Origin of the sequence: Paenibacillus polysaccharolyticus (assembly GCF_900102085.1) — a bacterium.
Classification (GTDB): Bacteria; Bacillota; Bacilli; order Paenibacillales; family Paenibacillaceae; genus Paenibacillus; species Paenibacillus polysaccharolyticus.
Genome location: NZ_FMVM01000002.1, coordinates 465765 through 485626, shown reverse-complemented (window position 1 = coordinate 485626; position 19862 = coordinate 465765). Strand labels below are relative to the sequence as shown.

Genomic DNA, 19862 nt, shown 5'->3' with positions numbered 1-19862 from the left:
TGTGAATCTGTTTCAGACAATCGATGTATCCAAAAATGAGGGCTACACCCCGGAATAAGCCATGAATCCGCCGTCTACAGGCACAACAATACCCGTTACAAAGCCGGACTGATGCTCATCTGCCAGCCACATTAACGTACCGAGCAGATCCTCCGGTTTACCAAAACGGCGCATTGGGGTATGCGCAATAATTTTGCTGGAACGCTCCGTAGGTGAGCCGTCTGGCTGCAAGAGCAAGTTGCGGTTCTGCTCGGTCAGGAAGAAGCCTGGAGCAATCGCATTGACTCGAATCCCCGACTCTGCCAGATGCACAGCAAGCCATTGTGTAAAATTGTTAATAGCCGCCTTGGCAGCACTGTACGCAGGCACTTTGGTCATAGGAGATGGGGCACTCATGGACGATATATTGATGACCGTAGCGGGTACATCGCGCTCAATCATGTGTTTGGCAAAAATTTGAGTAGGGATGAGGGAGCCAACAAAGTTCAGATCCATGACCTGCCGAAACCCCTCTACACTTACATCAAAAAAGGTGGTCACATCAGGATTACCCAAATCCTCCGGTTTAAATATTTCATTTGTTGTGTTGGCACTGGCGTTATTGCCGCCAGCACCATTAATCAATATGTCACATGGGCCGAGTTGCTCGCGAACAATATCTGCCGCCGCCTGTACACTTTCGGCTTGGGTGACATCACATGCAACGGCAATGGCACGGCCACCTGCTTTTTCAATTGCGGATGCAACGTCTTGACCTTTGGATACCGTCCGGTTCAGGATGGCCACCTTGGCGCCGTGTCTTGCGAGTTCTTCAGCCATGGAACGGCATAATACGCCTGCCCCTCCGGTAATCACGGCTGTTTTACCTTGAAGGCGAGAAGTACGCTCCAGATTCAGGTTCGAATGGTGTTCGCTCATGCGTTTGCCCTCCTTTGTAGTGAATCCCAGACACCCCAGAGATACATAATTCCGAGTGCACGATCATATAGTCCATAGCCTGGTCTACATTCTTCTCCCCACAGATGTCGACCGTGGTCCGGTCTGGCGTATCCTTCAAAACCAATATCGTGATAGGCTTCTACAACACCCGCGATATCTACGCTTCCGTCCTGACTGCGGTGAGAGGTTTCGATAAAGTCACCATTCTCATAGACCTTCACATTCCGGATGTGAGCAAACGGAATCCGATCACTGAACTCATGAATCATACCGATGATATCATTGTCTGGATTGGCACCGAGAGATCCGCTACACAGCGTTACACTATTCGACGGACTATCATATAGATTCAGGTATCTGCGAACATTGTCCTGATTGATTATAATTTTAGGCAGACCAAAGATCGGCCATGGTGGGTCATCGGGATGAATCGCCATTCGAATGCCAAGCCGCTCGGCGGTAGGAATGATCTCTTGCAGGAAGTAACGTGCGTTCTCCCACATATCGTCCTCGGTCACATCTTTATAGGCTTCAAACAAACCTGTGAGATACTGTAGTCGTTCCGGTTCCCAACCCGGCATCGTGAGGGTGGAGTTTTCATTAATTTTGCGAACCAGTTCCAGTGGTTCAATGTTTTCAATTTTGCTAGCTTCATAGAAGAGGGCTGTTGATCCGTCCTCCATTTCTTTGTGCAGATCCGTACGCAACCAATCGAAGATCGGCATAAAATTATAACAGATCACTTTGACACCCACTTGGGCAAGTTTCTCCATGGTTTTAATGTAGTTGCTAATATATTTATCCCGTGAAGGCAGTCCAAGCTTGATATCTTCATGAATATTAACACTTTCTACGACATCCAGATGTAGTCCGGCTTGGTCCGCAGCTGTCTTGACAGCAAGTATTTTGTCCATCGGCCATTCTTCGCCTGCAGGAACATCATGTAGTGCCCATACAATGCCTTCGACGCCCGGAATTTGCCGGATCTGATCCAGCGATACCGTATCATTGCCTTCGCCAAACCAGCGAAAAACCATCTTCATTTCATTCACCTCATCCTCATTAGTGGAAGAAACAACATGTATTACGATGTGCAAGCAGGAATTCTTTACTTATTGGAAATAGGAAGGATATGTACTCCGCAGAACAGCCAGATCCGTGACTGTCAGATACAGATGTTCCTGCATCAGACGTTCTGCTTTCTCTGCATCATGCTGCTGAATCGCCTGAACCATGGATCGGTGCTGCTCGATTAAGTGATCCCAATGATGATCGGAAGACAGACGGAGCATCCGGCTTCGATTCAAATGCACATTCATCTGCTGAATCACCGTCCAGGTGTTGCTTTTGTTACAGCCAGCAAAAAGAGTGCTATGGAACTCCTCATCCAGTTGAAACATGCGTTCATCATCCGGTTCGCTCAGGCATTGCTGCTGCTCTGCAAGATTGTGTTCAAGGGCCAACATCTGCTCTTCTGGAAATTGTGCACAAGCTAGACGGATGACAGCTCGCTCCAGCTGCTCTCGCATAAATCGGGCTTCTTCGACGAGATCCAGTTGAATCAGAGAGACATACGTTCCACGCTGGGGATACACTTCCAGCAGACCTTCCTGAGCGAGTCGGACAAAACTTTCGCGCACAGGAGTCCGGCTAACCTGAAAGTCCAGGGCGATTTCTTTCTCCGAAATGGCCGTACCCGGAGGCAACTGCAGACTCAAAATCTGTTGTTTCAGCGTGTCATAGACCAAATCTCGCGTCGAGTAGGATTGCTTGTTCAACGCCGAGAGGTGGCCTGACAAGGGCGATAAACCGGCTTTGGATGATAATCTGGGGGTATGTTCCACAACTTCAACTCCTTCATTGCCATACTACCATACAAGTATGGCAGAGTGGAAGCGTTTTATTTAAAAAAGATTGTTGTTCTGAGCTGTTTTTCTTGAAATTTAAGATATAAGGAAGTACAATTCATTTTATAGGTTTAAATGTTTAAACGAATAAAAGTAAAAACTATAAAGTTCGTAGAATGATAGTTAATAGATAGAACGCAGAAAGATAATCGAGGTGTAAATATGGGTCAGAAGGCCATAACCATTTTCCAAACATGTATCCCGCTGTTTCAAGTTCTGAGTGACAACCATCGCCAATCGATTTTGCTCATGCTGAGTGAAAAAGGCCATATGACAGTGAATGAGATTACGGAACATTCCAGCCTGTCCCGTCCAGCGATATCCCACCACTTGAAGTTGTTGCTGGAGAAAGGGCTCATATCCGTGGAACAGAAGGGAACACAACGTTATTATTCAGCTTCGTTGCATGCTTCCGTCGATCTGCTGAAACAGCTTGTCGCTGCGCTTGAAGAGGAATGCCTATAAATAGGTAGCTGTTTCAGCGCTCGATTAATCAAAAGTTAGATTGCACAACAACAAGAAAAGGCTTAGCATGCTACGGCATGTAACGTATAGGTTCATAAGTTTAAACCTTTCATCAATAATCTTTTCCAACGAAGGAGAGTGAGCATTATGACCACGTTTCAAGAATTAACACACGAAGATGTACACGTCATACTGGAGAAACAACGTACATTTTTCCGTTCCGGTGCCACGAGACCAGCGGAAGTTCGAATAGAACGTTTAAGACGTTTAAAACAGGCCATTCAGAAACATGAATCCGGATTGACCGAGGCACTGTATCAAGACTTGGGGAAAAGCGAATTTGAATCCTACACGACAGAGATTGGATTTATGCTCGACAGCATCACACACACGATGCGTAAAATCAAAAAGTGGGTGAAGCCTGTTAAGGTTAGGACACAAGTGGCTCTCCTTGGCTCCAAAAGTTTTATCCTTCCTGAACCGTATGGTGCAGTGCTTATTATTGGGCCGTTCAATTATCCTTTTCAACTCCTTATTGAACCACTGGTTGGTGCGATTGCCGCAGGTAATACGGCGGTGCTCAAAGCGTCAGAGAACACCCCGGCTGTATCGGCTGTTGTGAAGAAATTGATTGGTGAAGTATTTGAGCCGGAATATGTACAAGTGGTCGAAGGAGCCAAAGACACAACAACAGCGCTTATCCATGCGTCGTTCGACTATATCTTTTTTACAGGCAGTGTACCCGTTGGTAAAATCGTGATGGAGGCCGCAGCGAAAAACCTTGTTCCTGTTACGCTGGAGCTTGGAGGGAAAAGTCCTGTCATCGTGGATGAGCAGGCGGATATTCAAGTTGCGGCCGAACGTATTATTTGGGGCAAACTGCTGAACACAGGGCAAACCTGTATCGCCCCGGATTATTTGCTTGTACATGAGCGTGTAAAACAGCCTTTAATTGATGCGATGAAAGCTGCGATTGTAACCTTCTTTGGAACGGATATTCAGCATAACAAGGACTATGGGCGCATCGTGAACAAGTCACACTTTAAACGTTTGACCGCATTAATTGAACGAGACCGGGACCAGGTCATCTATGGAGGGACTTCCGATGAAGAAGATCGCTTTATTGAACCGACCTTAATTGATGCGGAATCGTGGAATGCAGCTACGATGGAGGACGAGATTTTTGGGCCGATTTTGCCGATGATCAGTTATAGTCATCTAGATGATGCAATTGGCGAAATTATTAAACGACCAAAGCCGTTAGCCTTGTACCTGTTCACATCCGATTCAGCTGTTCAGGATAAAGTGTTAAACGAGGTTTCTTTTGGCGGAGGATGCATTAACGATACGATTACACATGTGGCCAATCCACGGCTACCGTTTGGAGGAGTAGGTCATTCTGGTATTGGCTCGTACCATGGACGGTACAGCTTCGAGACCTTTTCACATATGAAAAGTGTTTTGAAAAAGAGTACCAAGCTTAATCCGCATATGCTGTACCCGCCTTACAATAACAAACTGAATCTGATCAAACGTTTGCTGAAATAACGATATGTAACGTAAACATCAAATAAAACAGCCTGCTGCTGGACATTACTCCAGAGCAGGCTGTTCCTGTCTATATTGTGAAGGGGACTTCCCCGACCACCGTTTGAATTGACGGCTAAAATGGGCGATATCCTTATATCCAAGCATCACTGCGATATTTTGTACAGAGAGCTGTGGATTACCTAGTAAAACTTTGGCCTCGTGCAGCACCATTTGGGATAGAACGGTACGGGGGGACTGCCCGAATATTTGTTTGAACACACGATTGCAATGCGAAGTACTGATGCCGAGTTCTGCGGCGATATCATCGATCCCATAGTGGCTGTCGGATTCATCGCCTTGTTTGAATTGCTGGCTCATTAGTCCTTGAAGCCGAGTACGAATCTGATGCGCCAGTTCAATCCGTTCGTACCCACCCGCAAACGTCTGGACTGCTTCCTGAGACACCGTCTCCCAGAGGTGACCAAACAGCTCAAATACCGCGGATTGCAGTTGCATGCGCTGTACCATAGCACTGGGGGATTGATCGTGGGCAGAGGACATGAGCTTGTGCAGCACAGGTTCAATCTGCCGGGTAACCGGGCTGTCTGCTCCGAATAATACTTGCTTGATTCGTGCCAGAAGAGAGAGAAACAGCTGATCATCAATATCAAAATGCATACAGAAGTAGGTGAAGCCTTGTCCGCTTCGGCTCTGGCTGGAATGAATGCTTCCCGGAGGGATCAGCAGGAGCTCACCGGCGTTTTGTACATACAAAGTACCGTTTATGGTCATATACTGCACACCCTCTGTTACATAATTGAGCTCATATTGAGGATGCTCGTGCGCCGGATAGTCCCAATCGGGTCCGACACTGCGCAGATGAATGGCGAACAAGTTAACGGTGGTTTGCACATCTGGGTAAAACACTTCATGCACACTTTCTCCCAGATCGGGAGGTAAATACGTGGAAGACATTTGAATTCCTCCTTAAGTTGGGTCATGTTACGCTAGGTTATGTACATATTTAAAACGAATTTTTTAAAATTTTAAAAGTGTAACCGCTTTATATTTTATCATATATCAGCTTGATTTGGGTAAATATCCGATTGATTTGTTCATGGTCTGGACGGACACTGCGTGATAGGATGGGGCTAATGAAAACGCATGCATATCTTATTCCGAGAGAGGTTATGAAGAATGAGTACATCCAATTCTATTTTTTACAATGCTCATCACGCACCAATCGGTGCATTTGCCAGTTTCACGCTAGGTTACAAAGGGGCTAAAGGTGGGCTGGGGCTTGAACTTGGGAAGCCGGCTGACCAAAACGTATATATAGGATTACAAGCTTGTGATGGAGAGCATTATCAGGCATTGCCTTTTTATGAAGCGAGTGAAGATGAGAGCAGCCGTTATGATGTGGAGAAGCTGGACAGTGGAAGTCAGTCTGACGGTGCGGGGGCAAAACCGTTGATCTCTGCGTTTCGGGATGAAGACATTACTCGGGAGTTCACTTCGGGGACAGATACATGGAATGCAGGAGATCTTGAATTCCGTATTTATTCGCCTGTACGTCCCGTTCCGCATCCGAAGAGTGCAGATCGTGAAGCGCTGATGGATGCACTCGTACCCGCAGTGTTGGTCGAGATGACCATTGACAACAGCCAAGGCGAGAAAACCCGTAAAGGGTACTTCGGTTATCAAGGTAGTGATCCGTATTCTGCGATGCGATTAATTGGTGGACCAGAGGGAGGACCATTGACAGGGGTTGGACAAGGGCGTCTGACAGCTATTGTGTCGAAAAATGAAGGTCTGTGGCCTGCACGCGGATTTACGCTGGAGAAAATTTTAGAGGAAAAACATCGTGACAATCTGGCATTTGGCTTAGGATCTACCTCGGTATTACTGATGGAAGTTCCGGCAGGCCAGAAACGCACGTTCCAATTCGCGGTATGTTTCTATCGGGGAGGAATTGTAACTACCGGTATGGACACCACGTATTGGTACACACGTTACTTTGCTGACATTCTGCAAGCGGGTGAGTATGCGCTCGATCGTTTTGATGCATTGACTGCATCCTGTGCCGAAGTAGATCGGCGACTTGGAACGGCAGCGCTTAGCGAAGATCAGTCCTATATGCTTGCCCATTCCATCCACAGCTACTATGCGAGCACTCAACTGCTCGATGCAGATGGCGAGCCGCTCTGGATTGTGAATGAAGGCGAATATCGGATGATGAATACGCTGGATCTGACCGCAGATCAGCTGTACTTCGAGCTTGCTCTTAATCCATGGACTGTTCGTAATGAGCTGGAGTGGTTTGTGAAGCGTTATAGTTATACGGATCAGGTTCGCTTCCCTGGAGAAGAGACACTTCATCCGGGCGGCATTACGTTTACACATGATATTGGAATCGCCAATGTATTTTCCCGTCCGGGTCATTCGGCGTATGAACTCGTCGGCATCGATGATTGTTTCTCACAGATGAGCCATGAAGAGCTTGTCAACTGGCTTTGCTGCGCAACGGTATATATTGAGCAGACGCAAGATCGGGAGTTTTTGACTGAGATGTTGCCGGTTATTCAGGAATGCTTCCAAAGTATGCTTAACCGTGACCATCCAGAAGAAGATCAACGTAATGGCTTAATGGGACTGGATAGCAGCCGTACACAAGGCAGGGCAGAGATTACCACGTACGACAGTTTGGACGTATCCCTTGGACAATCGCGGAACAATATCTATCTTGCGGGTAAATGCTGGGCTGTCTACGTTGCACTCGAAAAATTGTTTGCAGGCGAGAAGCTCTCAGAGCTGTCTCATCAGGCAGGAAAACAAGCAGATCGCTGCGCGGCAAGCGTCGCTGCTCAATTGACTGACGGAGGTTACATTCCGGCGGTTATTGCGGAAAATAACGATTCGCGTATCATTCCGGCGATTGAAGGCCTGGTATTCCCGTATTTTACAGGTTGTGAAGCGGCACTCGATGTTAACGGCCGGTTCGGACCCTATATCAAGGCACTACACACACATCTAAAAACGGTGCTAGTTCCAGGAATATGCCTGTTTGAAGATGGTGGCTGGAAGCTGTCTTCGACAAGCAAGAACTCCTGGTTGAGCAAAATCTATTTGTCCCAATTTATCACACGTGAGATTCTGGGTGTGGAGTGGGATGAGACTGGGAAAGCAGCGGATGCAACTCATGTGAAATGGTTGCTTCATCCGAAGGAATCCTACTGGTGCTGGAGTGACCAGATCTTATCCGGTGTTGCTGTCGGCAGCAAATATTATCCACGTGGCGTAACTTCTATACTGTGGTTGCTTGAAGGCAAAAATAATCGTCTTGCACAGATCTATGCAAGCAAGGAGGCTCTACAATGAGTCAAACTACCGTACAATCTGGACTGTCCGGCCCGCAATATGAAGCATGGCTAGGTTATCATGTTGCACTACCAGAAGCGAAAGGGGCTACGAGAACGAGAACGGCAGCTCCTCTCTGGAGCCGGCATATTGATGTAAAGGAACAGCATCTAGTCATCGACACCGCTCTTACCGAGCTCAAGCAAGGGCTCGGTAAGTTATACGGTGAACAGCCTGTCATTCGCCATTCTCAGACCCAAAGCACGGATTCAGACGAACAACGTAAACCTTCAATCCGAGTGGGCACCTGGGCAGGGAACAATCAGGTGACAAGTGCGTTTACGGAGGCGGAACGTGCTGCTGTACAGGGTGAGGGTTTTATCATTCGTGAACATGAGTCTCTTCAGGAGATGGTTATTGGTTCAGAGACGCCGCAAGGTGTTTTATATGCTGTTTTTCATTTGTTGCGCGAACTGACATTAAAGCAAGGTAAGTCAGAAGAGGCCGGACCGGCTCTTGACGGGGTGAAGCCCTTATTTATTACAGAGCAACCCGTGAATCAACTTCGCATGATTAATCAGTGGGATAATGTGGACGGCAGTATTGAGCGGGGATATGCCGGACGTTCTATCTTTTACGAAAACGGTGAGTTCACGCAGGATTTAGGGCGGATTCGAGACTATGCCCGATTACTGGCCTCAACCGGAATCAATGCGATATCGATTAATAACGTGAATGTGCATAAACAAGAGAGTCTGTTTCTGACAGAGCGATACCTTGGTGATGTTGCGAAGGTAGCGGCTGAATTCAGAGCGTATGGTATTCGCTTGTTTCTTTGTGCCAATTACGCCAGTCCAATCGAAGTTGGTGGCTTGCAGACAGCTGATCCACTGGATGATCAGGTACGTGAGTGGTGGAACGTTCAAACGGCGAAGGTGTACGCTGCGATTCCGGATTTTGGCGGATATGTGATCAAAGCGGATTCTGAAAATCGTCCGGGGCCTTTCACATACAATCGTGACCATGCAGACGGTGCAAACATGCTTGCAGAAGCCCTTCGTCCCTTTGGCGGACTTGTCATCTGGCGGTGCTTCGTATACGACTGCAAGCAGGACTGGCGGGATCGTACTACAGATCGGGCTCGCGCGGCTTATGACCACTTTAAACCGCTAGACGGACGGTTTGCAGACAATGTCATTTTGCAGATTAAAAATGGACCTATGGATTTTCAGGTTAGAGAAGCAGTATCCCCTTTATTCGGGGCGATGGAGAATACGAATCAAGTGATCGAGTTCCAGATTACGCAAGAATACACAGGACAACAGCGTCATCTGGCTTATCTTGTGCCACAGTGGAAGGAAATTCTGGATTTTGACACGTATGCCAAGGGCAAAGGCTCAGAGATCAAGCGCATTGCAGACGGTTCGCTCTTTCAGCGCCAGTACAGTGGATTTGCGGCTGTATCCAACATCGGTGCGGATGCAAGTTGGACAGGCCATCCGCTGGCTCAAGCGAATTTGTACGGATATGGCAGACTGGGGTGGAATCCTGAGCTCTCGGCAGAAGCCATCGCAGATGAATGGGTGAGATTAACGTTTGGACATGATGAGCAAGTCGTAGAGCGGGTTACGGGTATGTTGCTGTCTTCACTTGACATCTATGAAAATTATACTGCACCTCTCGGTGTAGGCTGGATGGTAAACCCGGATCATCATTACGGACCTAATGTGGATGGTTACGAGTATTCCAAATGGGGAACGTATCACTTTGCCGATTGTCATGGAATTGGGGTTGATCGGACGGTGAAGAGTGGTACAGGTTATACTTCCCAATATCATGCTGAAAATGCAGCTCGATATGAATCACTGGAGACTTGTCCCGATGAATTAATTCTCTTTTTCCATCACGTCCCGTACACGCATGTGTTACATTCCGGTAAAACGGTTATCCAGCACATCTACGATACTCATTTCGAAGGTGCTGCGCAGGCTGAAGCTTTACTCGAAACATGGAGAGAACTGGAAGGTAAAGTGGATCCAGTCATCTTTAACAAGGTAGCTACGCTGCAGGAGGAACAGGCAGATCACGCGAAGGAATGGCGCGATATGATTAACACGTATTTTTATCGCAAAAGCGGTATTCAGGATGAGCAAGCTCGAAAAATCTACTAATAATCATGCATGAAATAAAAATGTACGAAAGTACGCAATGTTTTCTTTGAAACGAGAGACAGCACTGACATGCATAAGGAGGAGAATGCGTATGAGTGAACACGAACTGCCCGTAAAGATGAAGGCTGCAGTCATGACAAAGCCTGGACATATTATCATTGAAGATCAACCTGTTCCCAGACCTTCATCCAATGAAGTGCTCATTAAGGTTATGGCCGTAGGCGTTTGTGGATCTGATGTACACTATTTTGAGCATGGTCGCATTGGCAGATTTGTTGTGGAGAAACCGATTATTCTTGGCCATGAATGTGCGGGGATTATCGTTGCGGTTGGTGCAGACGTTGCCCGAGTGAAGGTGGGGGAGCGAGTTGCCATTGAACCTGGAGTGACTTGCGGACGCTGTACAGCTTGTAAGGAAGGACGTTACAATCTGTGTCCTGAAGTTCAATTCCTGGCAACCCCTCCGGTCGATGGAGCATTTGTGCAGTACATGGTCATACGAGAGGATATGGTATTTCCAATCCCGGATCACCTGACCTTTGAGGAAGCAGCCATGAATGAACCGTTTTCCGTTGGTATTCATGCGGCTCGCAGGAGTAAACTGGCTCCAGGAACGACACTGGCTATTATGGGCATGGGCCCCGTCGGACTGATGGCTGTTGCGGCAGCGAAATCCTTCGGAGTAGAGACCATCATTGTCACGGATCTAGAGGAAGTCCGGCTTGAGGCCGCACGCCGGATGGGAGCAACGCACACCATCAATGTGCGTCATGAGGATGCGCTTGCTGTGATTCGGGAAATTACCGAGGGCATCGGAGTGGATACAGCCTGGGAGACGGCAGGTAATCCCAAAGCACTGCAGTCGGCGCTATATTCTCTTCGCAGAGGTGGTAAGCTGGCCATTGTTGGATTGCCTGCCCAGGATGAGATTGCAATTAATGTACCGTTTATTGCCGACAATGAAGTCGATATCTATGGCATATTCCGTTATGCCAATACGTATCCTGCGGGGGTAGCCTTTTTAAGTTCGGGACAGCATGATGTGATGTCTTTGATCACCGATCGATACCCCCTTGAAGAGACACAACAGGCAATGGAGAGGGCGCTGCATAACAAAAGCGGTAGTCTTAAAGTGATGGTTTACCCGAACGGTATGTAATAAGAAAAGAGTGTGGGTTCTGTACACATATGTGTACAGGACCTTTTTTTAATTGTAACGGGAGTAGTCGTAATTTTTTGTTTTTTCCGCATTAAAGGCATGGACAACCTGCCAGCACATGGTATAATTCATGTTGATTTTAATATATAAATGAAAACACATAATTACAGGTACTCATATTTTGGCGAAAGGAATTGAAGGTTGTGAGAACACATGAATTTATGATTCACGCGGATTTTCATCGGGATGAGTTACTGTCGGTATCCTCTCAAGCGTCACGTTTTGCTTCGGACATATCATTGTCTTACACGGAGGCTGATCATGAACATCGTGTAGATGTAAAGAGCCTGCTAGGCATGGCATTACTTCCGCTTCGAAACGGCAGTATGGTTCGATTACAGACGAGAGGAAGGGACGAACTCGAGGCGCTCGAGTACATATTGCATGTACTGGAAAAAGGCCCGGCGTAATGATGGATTTAGATACCCACTCGCATGGATTATAATTTTTTTGTCTTTTCGTCAATTCTTGCTGGTACTTCGTGCAAAAAAAGAGTATAATAAAATTTAGTTTGATTCTAGGAAGTACCCATATTAAAGGAGTGTAAATAGATTATGCCAAAAGTTGACATCCATCCTAAAACACAGCTCGTTATTTTCTACGATGCAAGTGCTGACTTCAAATTCCTGGCTTCTTCCACGAAGTTCTCGAATGAAACAATGGAATGGGAAGACGGTAACACTTACCCTGTTATCCGTGTAGATACTAGCTCTGCATCCCACCCGTTCTTCACTGGTAAACAAAGAAACGTGGATATCGGTGGACGTGTTGACAAGTTCAACCGCAAATACAACCTCAAAAACTAGTTCTCTTATAGATGAGGAGCAACCCCTGGAATGTTATTTCCGGGGGTTTTTGTTTTTGGTTGTGTTTTCTTAGTTTCTTGTATGAAAGCTCATTGGTTCTATTCAACCAAATATTGCGCTTTCAGCGCATTCAGTTGTAAACTAGAGTACAGAGTCTGAACATAGTGGAGGAGGAAACAGAGATGAGCAGAATTACACATATGGTGACATTTACACTTTATGCAGGTAAAGATACAGCGGAGTCCGAAGTTTTTTTGAACGAAAGTAAGGAAGCGCTTGCGGAAATTCCAGGTGTTGAACATTTCCAGGTCCTACGCCAAGTGAGTGCAAAAAATGAGTTTGATTACGGGTTTTCTATGGAGTTTGCAGATCAGGCTGCTTATGACGCTTATAATGATCATCCCGTACACCGTCAGTATGTTACTGAGCGCTGGGAGAAGGAAGTCAGCCGTTTTCAGGAAATTGATTTTATGAAACACAATGGTGAATAGAGATCCAAAAGTAACGTTGAAAATGGACTGAGAGTCAAGAAAATCTCCAAAGGAAGTCTTGATATCCGAAAATGCAGGCGTCACGAGTATTCCAAAATTCACTTTTCGAAATCGTTTTAGTGTAAAACGGATAAGGAGGTGACTCAGGTCATGAAGTTGGATTTAACCGGTAAAACGGCATTAGTTACGGGGGCAACGGGGCAATTGGGAAGAGTGATTGCTCGTACACTCGCAACTTGTGGCGCGAATCTGGCACTGCACTACATAAACAACGAAATGAAGGCCAAAGAACTTAAGGACGAGATCGAAGCAATGGGTCGTCAGGCCGTTATCGTACAAGGTGACATGACTAAACAGGATACCGCATTTCGGATACGAGATGCGATCCAAAATACGCTGGGTAATGTGGATATCGTCGTTGCGAATGCAGTCATTCAATACGAATGGACTTCCGTTCTGGAGCAAGCACCAGAGGATTACTTGAGCCAGTTCGAATCATGTGTCATGCAGAGTGTATATCTTGCCAAAGCTTTCATTCCGCAGATGCAGGAAATGAGGTCCGGTCGCTTCATTGGGATTAATACTGAATGCGCGATGCAAAATTTTGCCCATCAATCGGCCTATACCGCAGGAAAACGCGGAATGGACGGTGTATATCGTGTGTTAGCGAAGGAAGTTGGCGAATATCAGATTACGGTTAACCAAGTAGCTCCGGGGTGGACAATTAGTGAACGTGACCGAACAAGTGAACCGGGACATGATGAGGCGTATACTCGATCCGTACCATTGAGACGCAGGGGAGAAGACCAGGAGATTGCAAATGTCGTTGCTTTTCTAGCATCCGATTTGTCCTCTTTTATCACTGGAGCGTATATCCCTGTAAGTGGTGGAAATGTTATGCCAGCCATTTGATTAATTATGCTCTCAGGAATAGATATCGTGTGAAAAACAAGAGTGATCCGTTTGCCTTTCAAGGTAAACGGATTTTTTGAGTTTTCTCCAGATGTTAACGCAGATTGTGCTTATATACTTGGAGTGACATATGCTTTTGATTCGTTTTTCAAAATATTGGGGTATAAGAATAGGTATATTCAAGGGATGGAAACCTAATCAAGATAACGTTATAAAGGAGTGACTAAGCATTATGAAAAAAACGATAGCAGACGTCCTTGTCGAAGCTTTATTAAATGCGGGAATTCACCGGATATACGGCATTGTTGGAGACTCGTTGAATGCGGTCCTCGACTCCATCCGCAAGTCGGGCAAAATTGAATGGATTCATGTAAGACATGAAGAAGTAGCGGCTTTTGCAGCGGGTGCAGATGCCCAAGTAAGTGGGAGTATTGCCGTATGTGCAGGTAGTAGCGGGCCTGGGAATATGCATCTTATTAACGGACTCTATGATTGCCATCGAAACCGTGTGCCGGTTCTGGCCATTGCTGCTCACATTCCAAGTGACGAGATTGGCAGTGAATATTTTCAGGCGACTCATCCAGAGTATTTGTTCCAGGAATGCAGCCATTATTGTGAAGTGATCACGACAGCCAAGCAGATGCCTCGTTCGCTCACAATGGCGATGCAGACAGCAGTAGCACGTTCCGGTGTGTCTGTCATTGTGCTTCCGGGCGATGTTGCTGGACTTGAAGCTGCTGATCTGCCTGTTCCTGAGCATGTATACCATGCACCACATCCGGTTGTACATCCTTCTGAACCCGAACTCGCCAAACTGGCGGAGTACTTGAATCAGGACAAAAAAATTACGCTTTTATGCGGGGCAGGATGTGCGGGGGCTCGTGAACCACTGCTGGAGCTCTGTGATCGATTGAAATCCCCTATGGTTATTGCGCTTCGAGGGAAAGAGTACTTAGAATACGACAATCCTTATTCAGTAGGGCTGACAGGCTTAATCGGATATTCTTCGGGATACCATGCCATGATGGACTGTGACGTGCTCCTTATGCTCGGAACGGATTTCCCGTACCGTCAGTTTTTCCCAGAAGATGCGACGGTGTTACAGGTGGATATTCAAACCTCGCATTTAGGGCGGCGAACCAAACTGGATTATGGCGTGTGTGGCGACATCAAGGCGACGATTCAAGCGCTGCTTCCATACCTCACGGCTGAACATAGTGACAAACATCTGCGTAAAAGCGTGAAGCATTATACGAAAGTACGGGAGGATTTGGACGAGCTTGCGGTGGGCAAACCAGGTAAAAAGCCTATTCATCCGCAATATTTAACCAAAGTGATCAGTGATACCGCCGCGGAAAATGCAATCTTCACTTGTGATGTGGGGACACCAACGGTATGGGCTGCACGTTATATTCAGATGAGCCGTAACCGCAGATTACTGGGTTCATTCAATCACGGAACGATGGCCAATGCACTGCCTCAGGCCATTGGTGCTCAGGTTGCTGATCCTGGAAGGCAGGTCATCTCGTTGTCCGGAGATGGGGGATTAGCGATGCTTATGGGAGATCTGCTCACGCTGAAGCAGCATAACCTCCCAGTCAAAGTAGTTGTGTTTAACAATGGTGCACTCAGCTTTGTAGAGCTGGAGATGAAAGCTGCCGGTTTCCTCGAATCGGGGACAGAGCTTGTGAATCCAAACTTCGCGATGGTGGCACAAGCAATGGGCATTGAAGGCATACGCGTAGAAGATCCTGCCGAGCTTGAGGGAGCCATGGAGCGCGCGTTGCAACACAATGGCCCGGTATTGATCGACGCTGTTGTGAATCGCCAGGAGCTGTCCCTGCCACCGAAAATTAATATAAAACAAGCGGAAGGATTCACGTTATGGATGATGAAAGCCGTTCTGAATGGCCGTGGCGATGAATTAATTGAGCTTGCGAAAACGAACTTGCTTCGGTAAGCAAAATCATATGGGTTGATATAATTTAGTTTGTTTTTAAATCAATTGTTTATTAAAATAGGTAAAGTCAGGAAGGAGTCATGTCCTTGCTGACCTACATAGCTCATCCATATAAGGCCGAGGAATGAATAGGTACGATCACAAATGACACATAATCGGAGGAGATCATCATGAGTCACGCAGGAAAAGTAGCCATCATTACGGGAGCAGGAAGTGGATTAGGTCAAGCCGCAGCACTGAAACTAGCGGAGCAGGGAGCTTCCATCGTTGTCGTAGATTTGGTGGAAAAGACAGGTCTTGAAACGGTGAAGCAGATTGAACAGCTGGGTAGCAGGGCAATTTTTGTTCAGGCCGATGTAAGTAAAGCTGCTGAGGTAGAGAATTATGTGAAAAAGACGATTGAAGAGTTTGGCCGGATTGATATGTTTTTCAACAATGCGGGAATTGCCGGCCCAGGGATCAAATTAATCGAACATACCATTGAGCAATTTGACCAGATTATTGATATTAATTTGAGAAGCGTATTTTACGGATTAAAATATGTCATTACCGAAATGCTCAAAACGGGTGGAGGTTCCATTGTGAATACAGCTTCTACCGCTGGAATTGTGGGTGTTCCGGCAGTTGCTCCGTATGCGGCGACCAAACATGGTGTTGTTGGTTTGACGCGCACAGCAGCGATTGAATATGGCAAGGAGAACATTCGCGTGAATGCGATTGCTCCAGGGACGATAGAGACACCGATGGTTGTTCAATTCGGTAAAGATAATCCGGAGGTTTTCCAAGCTACAGTAGATAGCATTCCATCCGGACGTCTCGGTAAGCCGGAAGAAATCGCTAATCTGGTTTCTTTCCTGCTTGGAAACGATGCACCGTACATCAACGGAGCTGTATATCCGATCGATGGTGCGGTAACTGCTCAGTAAGAAGTCAGGCACTATGAAAAAGAGTACTCAAAAGAGGAACTGTATGCGTTAATCCGCTCAGTTCCTCTTCCATTTTGAGGGCGATACTATCGATCTAATGCTTCAACATAATCTTTCGCTTCTTTTAAAGAAAGGCTGCGGGCTTCACGAAGTTTTTTAATGGCTTGAATTTTGTTTCCACCCCGTACCATTGCAAGCAATTCCTGATCCAACTCCGTATTCATGTCGAATCCGCTCTGAGGAAAAGAGTCTGTGCTTGTAGATGAAGAAAATGATGAAGCATTTTGGACAGAAGAAGCGTTGATAGCAAAACGATTTGCATCGACAGACGAACCGCTTTGAAGTCGCTCTACCTCTGATTTCAGTTCATGCACTTGACGTTGAAGATTGCTGAGTTTGGACCACAGAATCGGAATAATCAACAGGAACACCACGAACAAGAAATTGCTCATTTCAGGAGCACCGGTATTTCCTTGACGCCGCGAACGATCATGCCCGGTCTCCATTCCAGTGTATCGACATCGATCTGCAACTTCATGTTAGGAAAGCGATTGATCAGCGTACTTACGGCAATTTCGCCTTCAAGTCGGGCCAGCGGTGCACCGAGACAGAGATGAATACCTTTGCCAAAAGCGAGGTGCGCACTTTTCTCACGTGTGATATCGAACACATCCGGGTCTTTGAATTGCTCTTCATCACGATTAGCTGAATCGAGCGCGACAATTACAAGTTCACCTTTGGCAATCTGCTGCCCACGGAACTCTATATCTTCTGAAGCCCAGCGTGAAGTGCTGAACTCAACCGGTCCGTTATATCTCAGCATCTCTTCGATGGCTTGATGGATCAGTTCAGGTTTCTGAATTAACAAATCTCTTTGTTCCGGATGCTCAAGTAAAGCCAAAATACCGTTTCCAATAAGATTTACTGTGGTTTCATGTCCAGCAATGATAAGCAGCGAGACCACACCGAGCAATTCTTTTTCGGTCAACTGTTCCCCGGATTCTTCAGCAATAACAAGCTGGCTGATCAGATCTTGACCAGGCTCTTGACGTACTTTGGCGAACCAAGCGGTCAAATATTCGGTGAACTCTCGTTCATGTTGTTGGAACAGTTCTGCATTCTGGCCGGTGGAAGCCTCAATAACAGTGTTGGACCACATGCGGAATTTATCCCGATCCTCTGCCGGCACGCCTAGAATTTCACTGATGACAATAATAGGTAGCGGAAAAGCAAAGTCATCTATAAGATTCATTGTTTCTTGGGAAGGTAGCTCGTCGAGCAGAACATCCGCAATGCTCTGAATATGGCTTCTCATATCTGCGACAAGTTTTGGCGTGAAAGCCTTCTGTACCAAACCTCGCAAACGACGATGATCAGGTGGATCGGAGAACAACATGTTACTAGAGAAAATACTCTGTCCGTCCGCCCCATAGCGCTTAACGATGTCTTTGCTGAAACGGGAATCTTTCAAAATCTGAACAGCATCCTCATATCGAGAAATGATCCAGCCAAACTCTCCACTCGGAAACATGACTTTAAAGATGGGGTCATCTTTTCTTAATTTTTCATATACCGGATAAGGATTTTGAGTAAATGATGCTGTGAAAAAATCTGGGCTAGAGGTCTCGTTGCTCTCATTCGTCTCATTAGATTCATTTGGATTCAAATGTGTAATCTCCTCTCCTTAGCAATAAGATATGTCACTTTGTAATTATTCCATATGTAAAGGTTCGAAACCTTGTTTTGCCATGATAAAAATGCGAGCGATGCAGGAATATCGTGTTGGACTCAAGAAGACAAGATAGGAAGTCAAGAATACGTTTTCAAAAATAAAAAAATGAGAGGGAGTACGGAAATGTCATATAGACAGTTGCCTTTACATGATCATCAAATTCCCGCGAGTCCTATTGTTCTGGGGTGTATGCGCTTTGGAGGAGATTGGGATGGAGCACCCATTACTGAAGATTTGGTGGTTGAAGGCCACCAAGCGGTAGAAGCTGCACTGGAGATTGGCATTAATCATTTTGACCTGGCGGACATCTATACACGTGGGAAAGCGGAGCATGTATTTGGGCGGATCTTATCTGAAAGGAACGGACTTCGGGAACAGATCATTATTCAATCTAAATGCGGAATTCGGCTGGTAGGGGATGATGAGGGGCCACAGCGTTATGACACATCAGGGGCACATATTATAAAGAGTGTTGACGGGATTTTATCCCGGCTCGGCACGGAGTATCTGGATATTTTGCTGCTGCATCGTCCCGACCCACTTGCCCATCCGCAGGAGATCGGAGAAGCGCTGTCTAAACTTCATCAGGCTGGAAAAGTAAGAAACTTCGGCGTGTCTAATATGGGTTCTGAACAGATCCGTTTGCTTCAGATGCACAGTCGTATGCCATTCATCGTGAATCAACTGGAGATGAGCCTTGATAAAATCGGTTTTGTAGAGGCTGGCGTAACCGTGAACCGTGCGCAGGCGAAAGAAAATGTTTTCCCATACGGTACGATGGAGTACTGCCAGGCAGAGCGCATTCAGTTGCAAGCTTGGGGTCCTCTCGCACAGGGAAGATTTACAGGCAGGGCGATTGAAGGACAACGACCCGAGATTGAAGCAACGGCAGAACTGGTGGCTCGTATTGCTAAAGAGCGTGGTGTCACGAGTGAAGCCATTGTACTGGCTTGGTTAATGAAACATCCAGCCGGAATTCAGCCGGTGATTGGTTCGATTCGCCCAGAGCGGATTCTCGCTTGTCGTGATGCGGCTCAGGTTGAACTCACACGGTATGAATGGTACGAGCTGTACTCGTCTTCGTGCGGACGGAGAATGTAGTGTCTACAGAACAGGATATATGTTTGCATATAGTCGCTAATCTAGCGGCTTTTTGTTTATGGCTGTAGCCAGTTGAGTGCGTGAAGTGAGCGAAAATATGCCGCCAATTATGCGGGTGGATGAAACACAGGAAGTACAGTTCTGTGTTTTGTATTCTTTTCTTTTTATGCAGTGATTAGAAGAGATGTTGGATTGTTTATAAGATTGTAGTGCCCTATCTCTGAAGTCCGGCCGTTAGTATTGATAGGTAGAACTATATGCCTAAGCGATATTCCAAAGGATAGAATGAGAAATTGCTCTATTCTAGAGGTAGACCGGGAGAGAGGATTCACATTTGTGCGGTGAT

Annotated in this window: 18 protein-coding genes; 12 read left to right on the top strand and 6 right to left on the bottom strand. The window is 46.5% G+C overall.

Features of this window, described 5'->3' with window-relative positions; all coding sequences use genetic code 11:
• Positions 1–42: 42 nt before the first annotated feature.
• The 3 genes from BLQ13_RS04575 to BLQ13_RS04565 form a co-directional block, all read right to left on the bottom strand.
• Positions 43–918, bottom strand: a complete 876-nt coding sequence (locus BLQ13_RS04575; protein ID WP_090916437.1) for an SDR family oxidoreductase — start codon at positions 916–918, stop codon at positions 43–45.
• On the bottom strand, positions 915–1982 hold the full coding sequence (gene uxuA, locus BLQ13_RS04570) for a mannonate dehydratase (RefSeq protein ID WP_090916435.1): 1068 nt from the start codon (positions 1980–1982) through the stop codon (positions 915–917). Before uxuA ends, BLQ13_RS04575 begins: the two co-directional genes overlap by 4 nt.
• A gap of 69 nt (positions 1983–2051) precedes the next feature.
• On the bottom strand, positions 2052–2738 hold the full coding sequence (locus tag BLQ13_RS04565; RefSeq protein WP_420848902.1) for a GntR family transcriptional regulator: 687 nt from the start codon (positions 2736–2738) through the stop codon (positions 2052–2054).
• Between the two features lie 270 nt (positions 2739–3008).
• Here BLQ13_RS04565 and BLQ13_RS04560 point away from each other — a divergent pair, with 270 nt between their 5' ends.
• Together BLQ13_RS04560 and BLQ13_RS04555 are read left to right on the top strand one after the other, a co-directional pair.
• Positions 3009–3311 carry an ArsR/SmtB family transcription factor gene (locus tag BLQ13_RS04560; RefSeq protein WP_090916431.1) on the top strand — a complete coding sequence of 101 codons (303 nt, stop codon included), beginning with the start codon at positions 3009–3011 and terminating at the stop codon, positions 3309–3311.
• Between the two features lie 147 nt (positions 3312–3458).
• Entirely contained in the window at positions 3459–4859 is a 1401-nt protein-coding gene (locus tag BLQ13_RS04555) for an aldehyde dehydrogenase (RefSeq protein WP_090916429.1), read from the top strand.
• 45 nt (positions 4860–4904) lie between these two features.
• Here the strand turns inward: BLQ13_RS04555 and BLQ13_RS04550 are convergent, their stop codons facing one another.
• Complete coding sequence (locus BLQ13_RS04550; RefSeq protein ID WP_090916427.1) at positions 4905–5816, bottom strand: helix-turn-helix domain-containing protein; 912 nt, start codon at positions 5814–5816, stop codon at positions 4905–4907.
• 222 nt (positions 5817–6038) lie between these two features.
• Between BLQ13_RS04550 and BLQ13_RS04545 the strand changes: the two genes are divergently transcribed.
• From BLQ13_RS04545 to BLQ13_RS04505, 9 genes are all read left to right on the top strand, one after another.
• Positions 6039–8219: a glycoside hydrolase family 52 protein gene (locus tag BLQ13_RS04545; RefSeq protein WP_090916425.1), complete on the top strand. Its 2181-nt coding sequence runs from the start codon at positions 6039–6041 to the stop codon at positions 8217–8219.
• Complete coding sequence (locus BLQ13_RS04540) at positions 8216–10369, top strand: alpha-glucuronidase family glycosyl hydrolase (RefSeq protein ID WP_090916423.1); 2154 nt, start codon at positions 8216–8218, stop codon at positions 10367–10369. Before BLQ13_RS04545 ends, BLQ13_RS04540 begins: the two co-directional genes overlap by 4 nt.
• Positions 10370–10454: 85 nt before the next feature.
• Positions 10455–11528 (top strand): NAD(P)-dependent alcohol dehydrogenase, encoded by a 1074-nt coding sequence (locus BLQ13_RS04535; protein WP_244159218.1) that lies wholly within the window; start codon positions 10455–10457, stop codon positions 11526–11528.
• A 203-nt stretch (positions 11529–11731) separates the two neighbouring features.
• A complete protein-coding gene (locus BLQ13_RS04530; RefSeq protein ID WP_244159217.1) occupies positions 11732–11998 on the top strand; it encodes an HPr family phosphocarrier protein in 267 nt (88 codons plus the stop codon).
• Positions 11999–12142: 144 nt separating this feature from the next.
• Positions 12143–12394: a type B 50S ribosomal protein L31 gene (locus BLQ13_RS04525; RefSeq protein ID WP_090916418.1), complete on the top strand. Its 252-nt coding sequence runs from the start codon at positions 12143–12145 to the stop codon at positions 12392–12394.
• Positions 12395–12576: 182 nt separating this feature from the next.
• Entirely contained in the window at positions 12577–12885 is a 309-nt protein-coding gene (locus tag BLQ13_RS04520) for a Dabb family protein (protein WP_090916415.1), read from the top strand.
• Between the two features lie 150 nt (positions 12886–13035).
• Positions 13036–13797, top strand: coding sequence for an SDR family NAD(P)-dependent oxidoreductase (locus BLQ13_RS04515; RefSeq protein ID WP_090916413.1), 762 nt, complete (start codon positions 13036–13038; stop codon positions 13795–13797).
• Positions 13798–14029: 232 nt separating this feature from the next.
• A complete protein-coding gene (poxB, locus tag BLQ13_RS04510) occupies positions 14030–15757 on the top strand; it encodes a ubiquinone-dependent pyruvate dehydrogenase (protein WP_090916411.1) in 1728 nt (575 codons plus the stop codon).
• 170 nt (positions 15758–15927) lie between these two features.
• Positions 15928–16683, top strand: coding sequence for an SDR family NAD(P)-dependent oxidoreductase (locus BLQ13_RS04505; RefSeq protein WP_090916407.1), 756 nt, complete (start codon positions 15928–15930; stop codon positions 16681–16683).
• Positions 16684–16769: 86 nt separating this feature from the next.
• Here BLQ13_RS04505 and BLQ13_RS04500 read toward each other — a convergent pair whose 3' ends face one another.
• The gene (locus tag BLQ13_RS04500; RefSeq protein ID WP_167375638.1) at positions 16770–17135 is read right to left on the bottom strand and encodes a ribosomal protein L7/L12; all 366 of its coding nucleotides are present in this window, start codon (positions 17133–17135) and stop codon (positions 16770–16772) included.
• Positions 17132–18349 carry a cytochrome P450 family protein gene (locus tag BLQ13_RS04495; RefSeq protein ID WP_090916403.1) on the bottom strand — a complete coding sequence of 406 codons (1218 nt, stop codon included), beginning with the start codon at positions 18347–18349 and terminating at the stop codon, positions 17132–17134. Before BLQ13_RS04495 ends, BLQ13_RS04500 begins: the two co-directional genes overlap by 4 nt.
• Positions 18350–18538: 189 nt before the next feature.
• Between BLQ13_RS04495 and BLQ13_RS04490 the strand changes: the two genes are divergently transcribed.
• Complete coding sequence (locus BLQ13_RS04490; RefSeq protein ID WP_090916401.1) at positions 18539–19516, top strand: aldo/keto reductase; 978 nt, start codon at positions 18539–18541, stop codon at positions 19514–19516.
• Positions 19517–19862 lie beyond the last annotated feature (346 nt).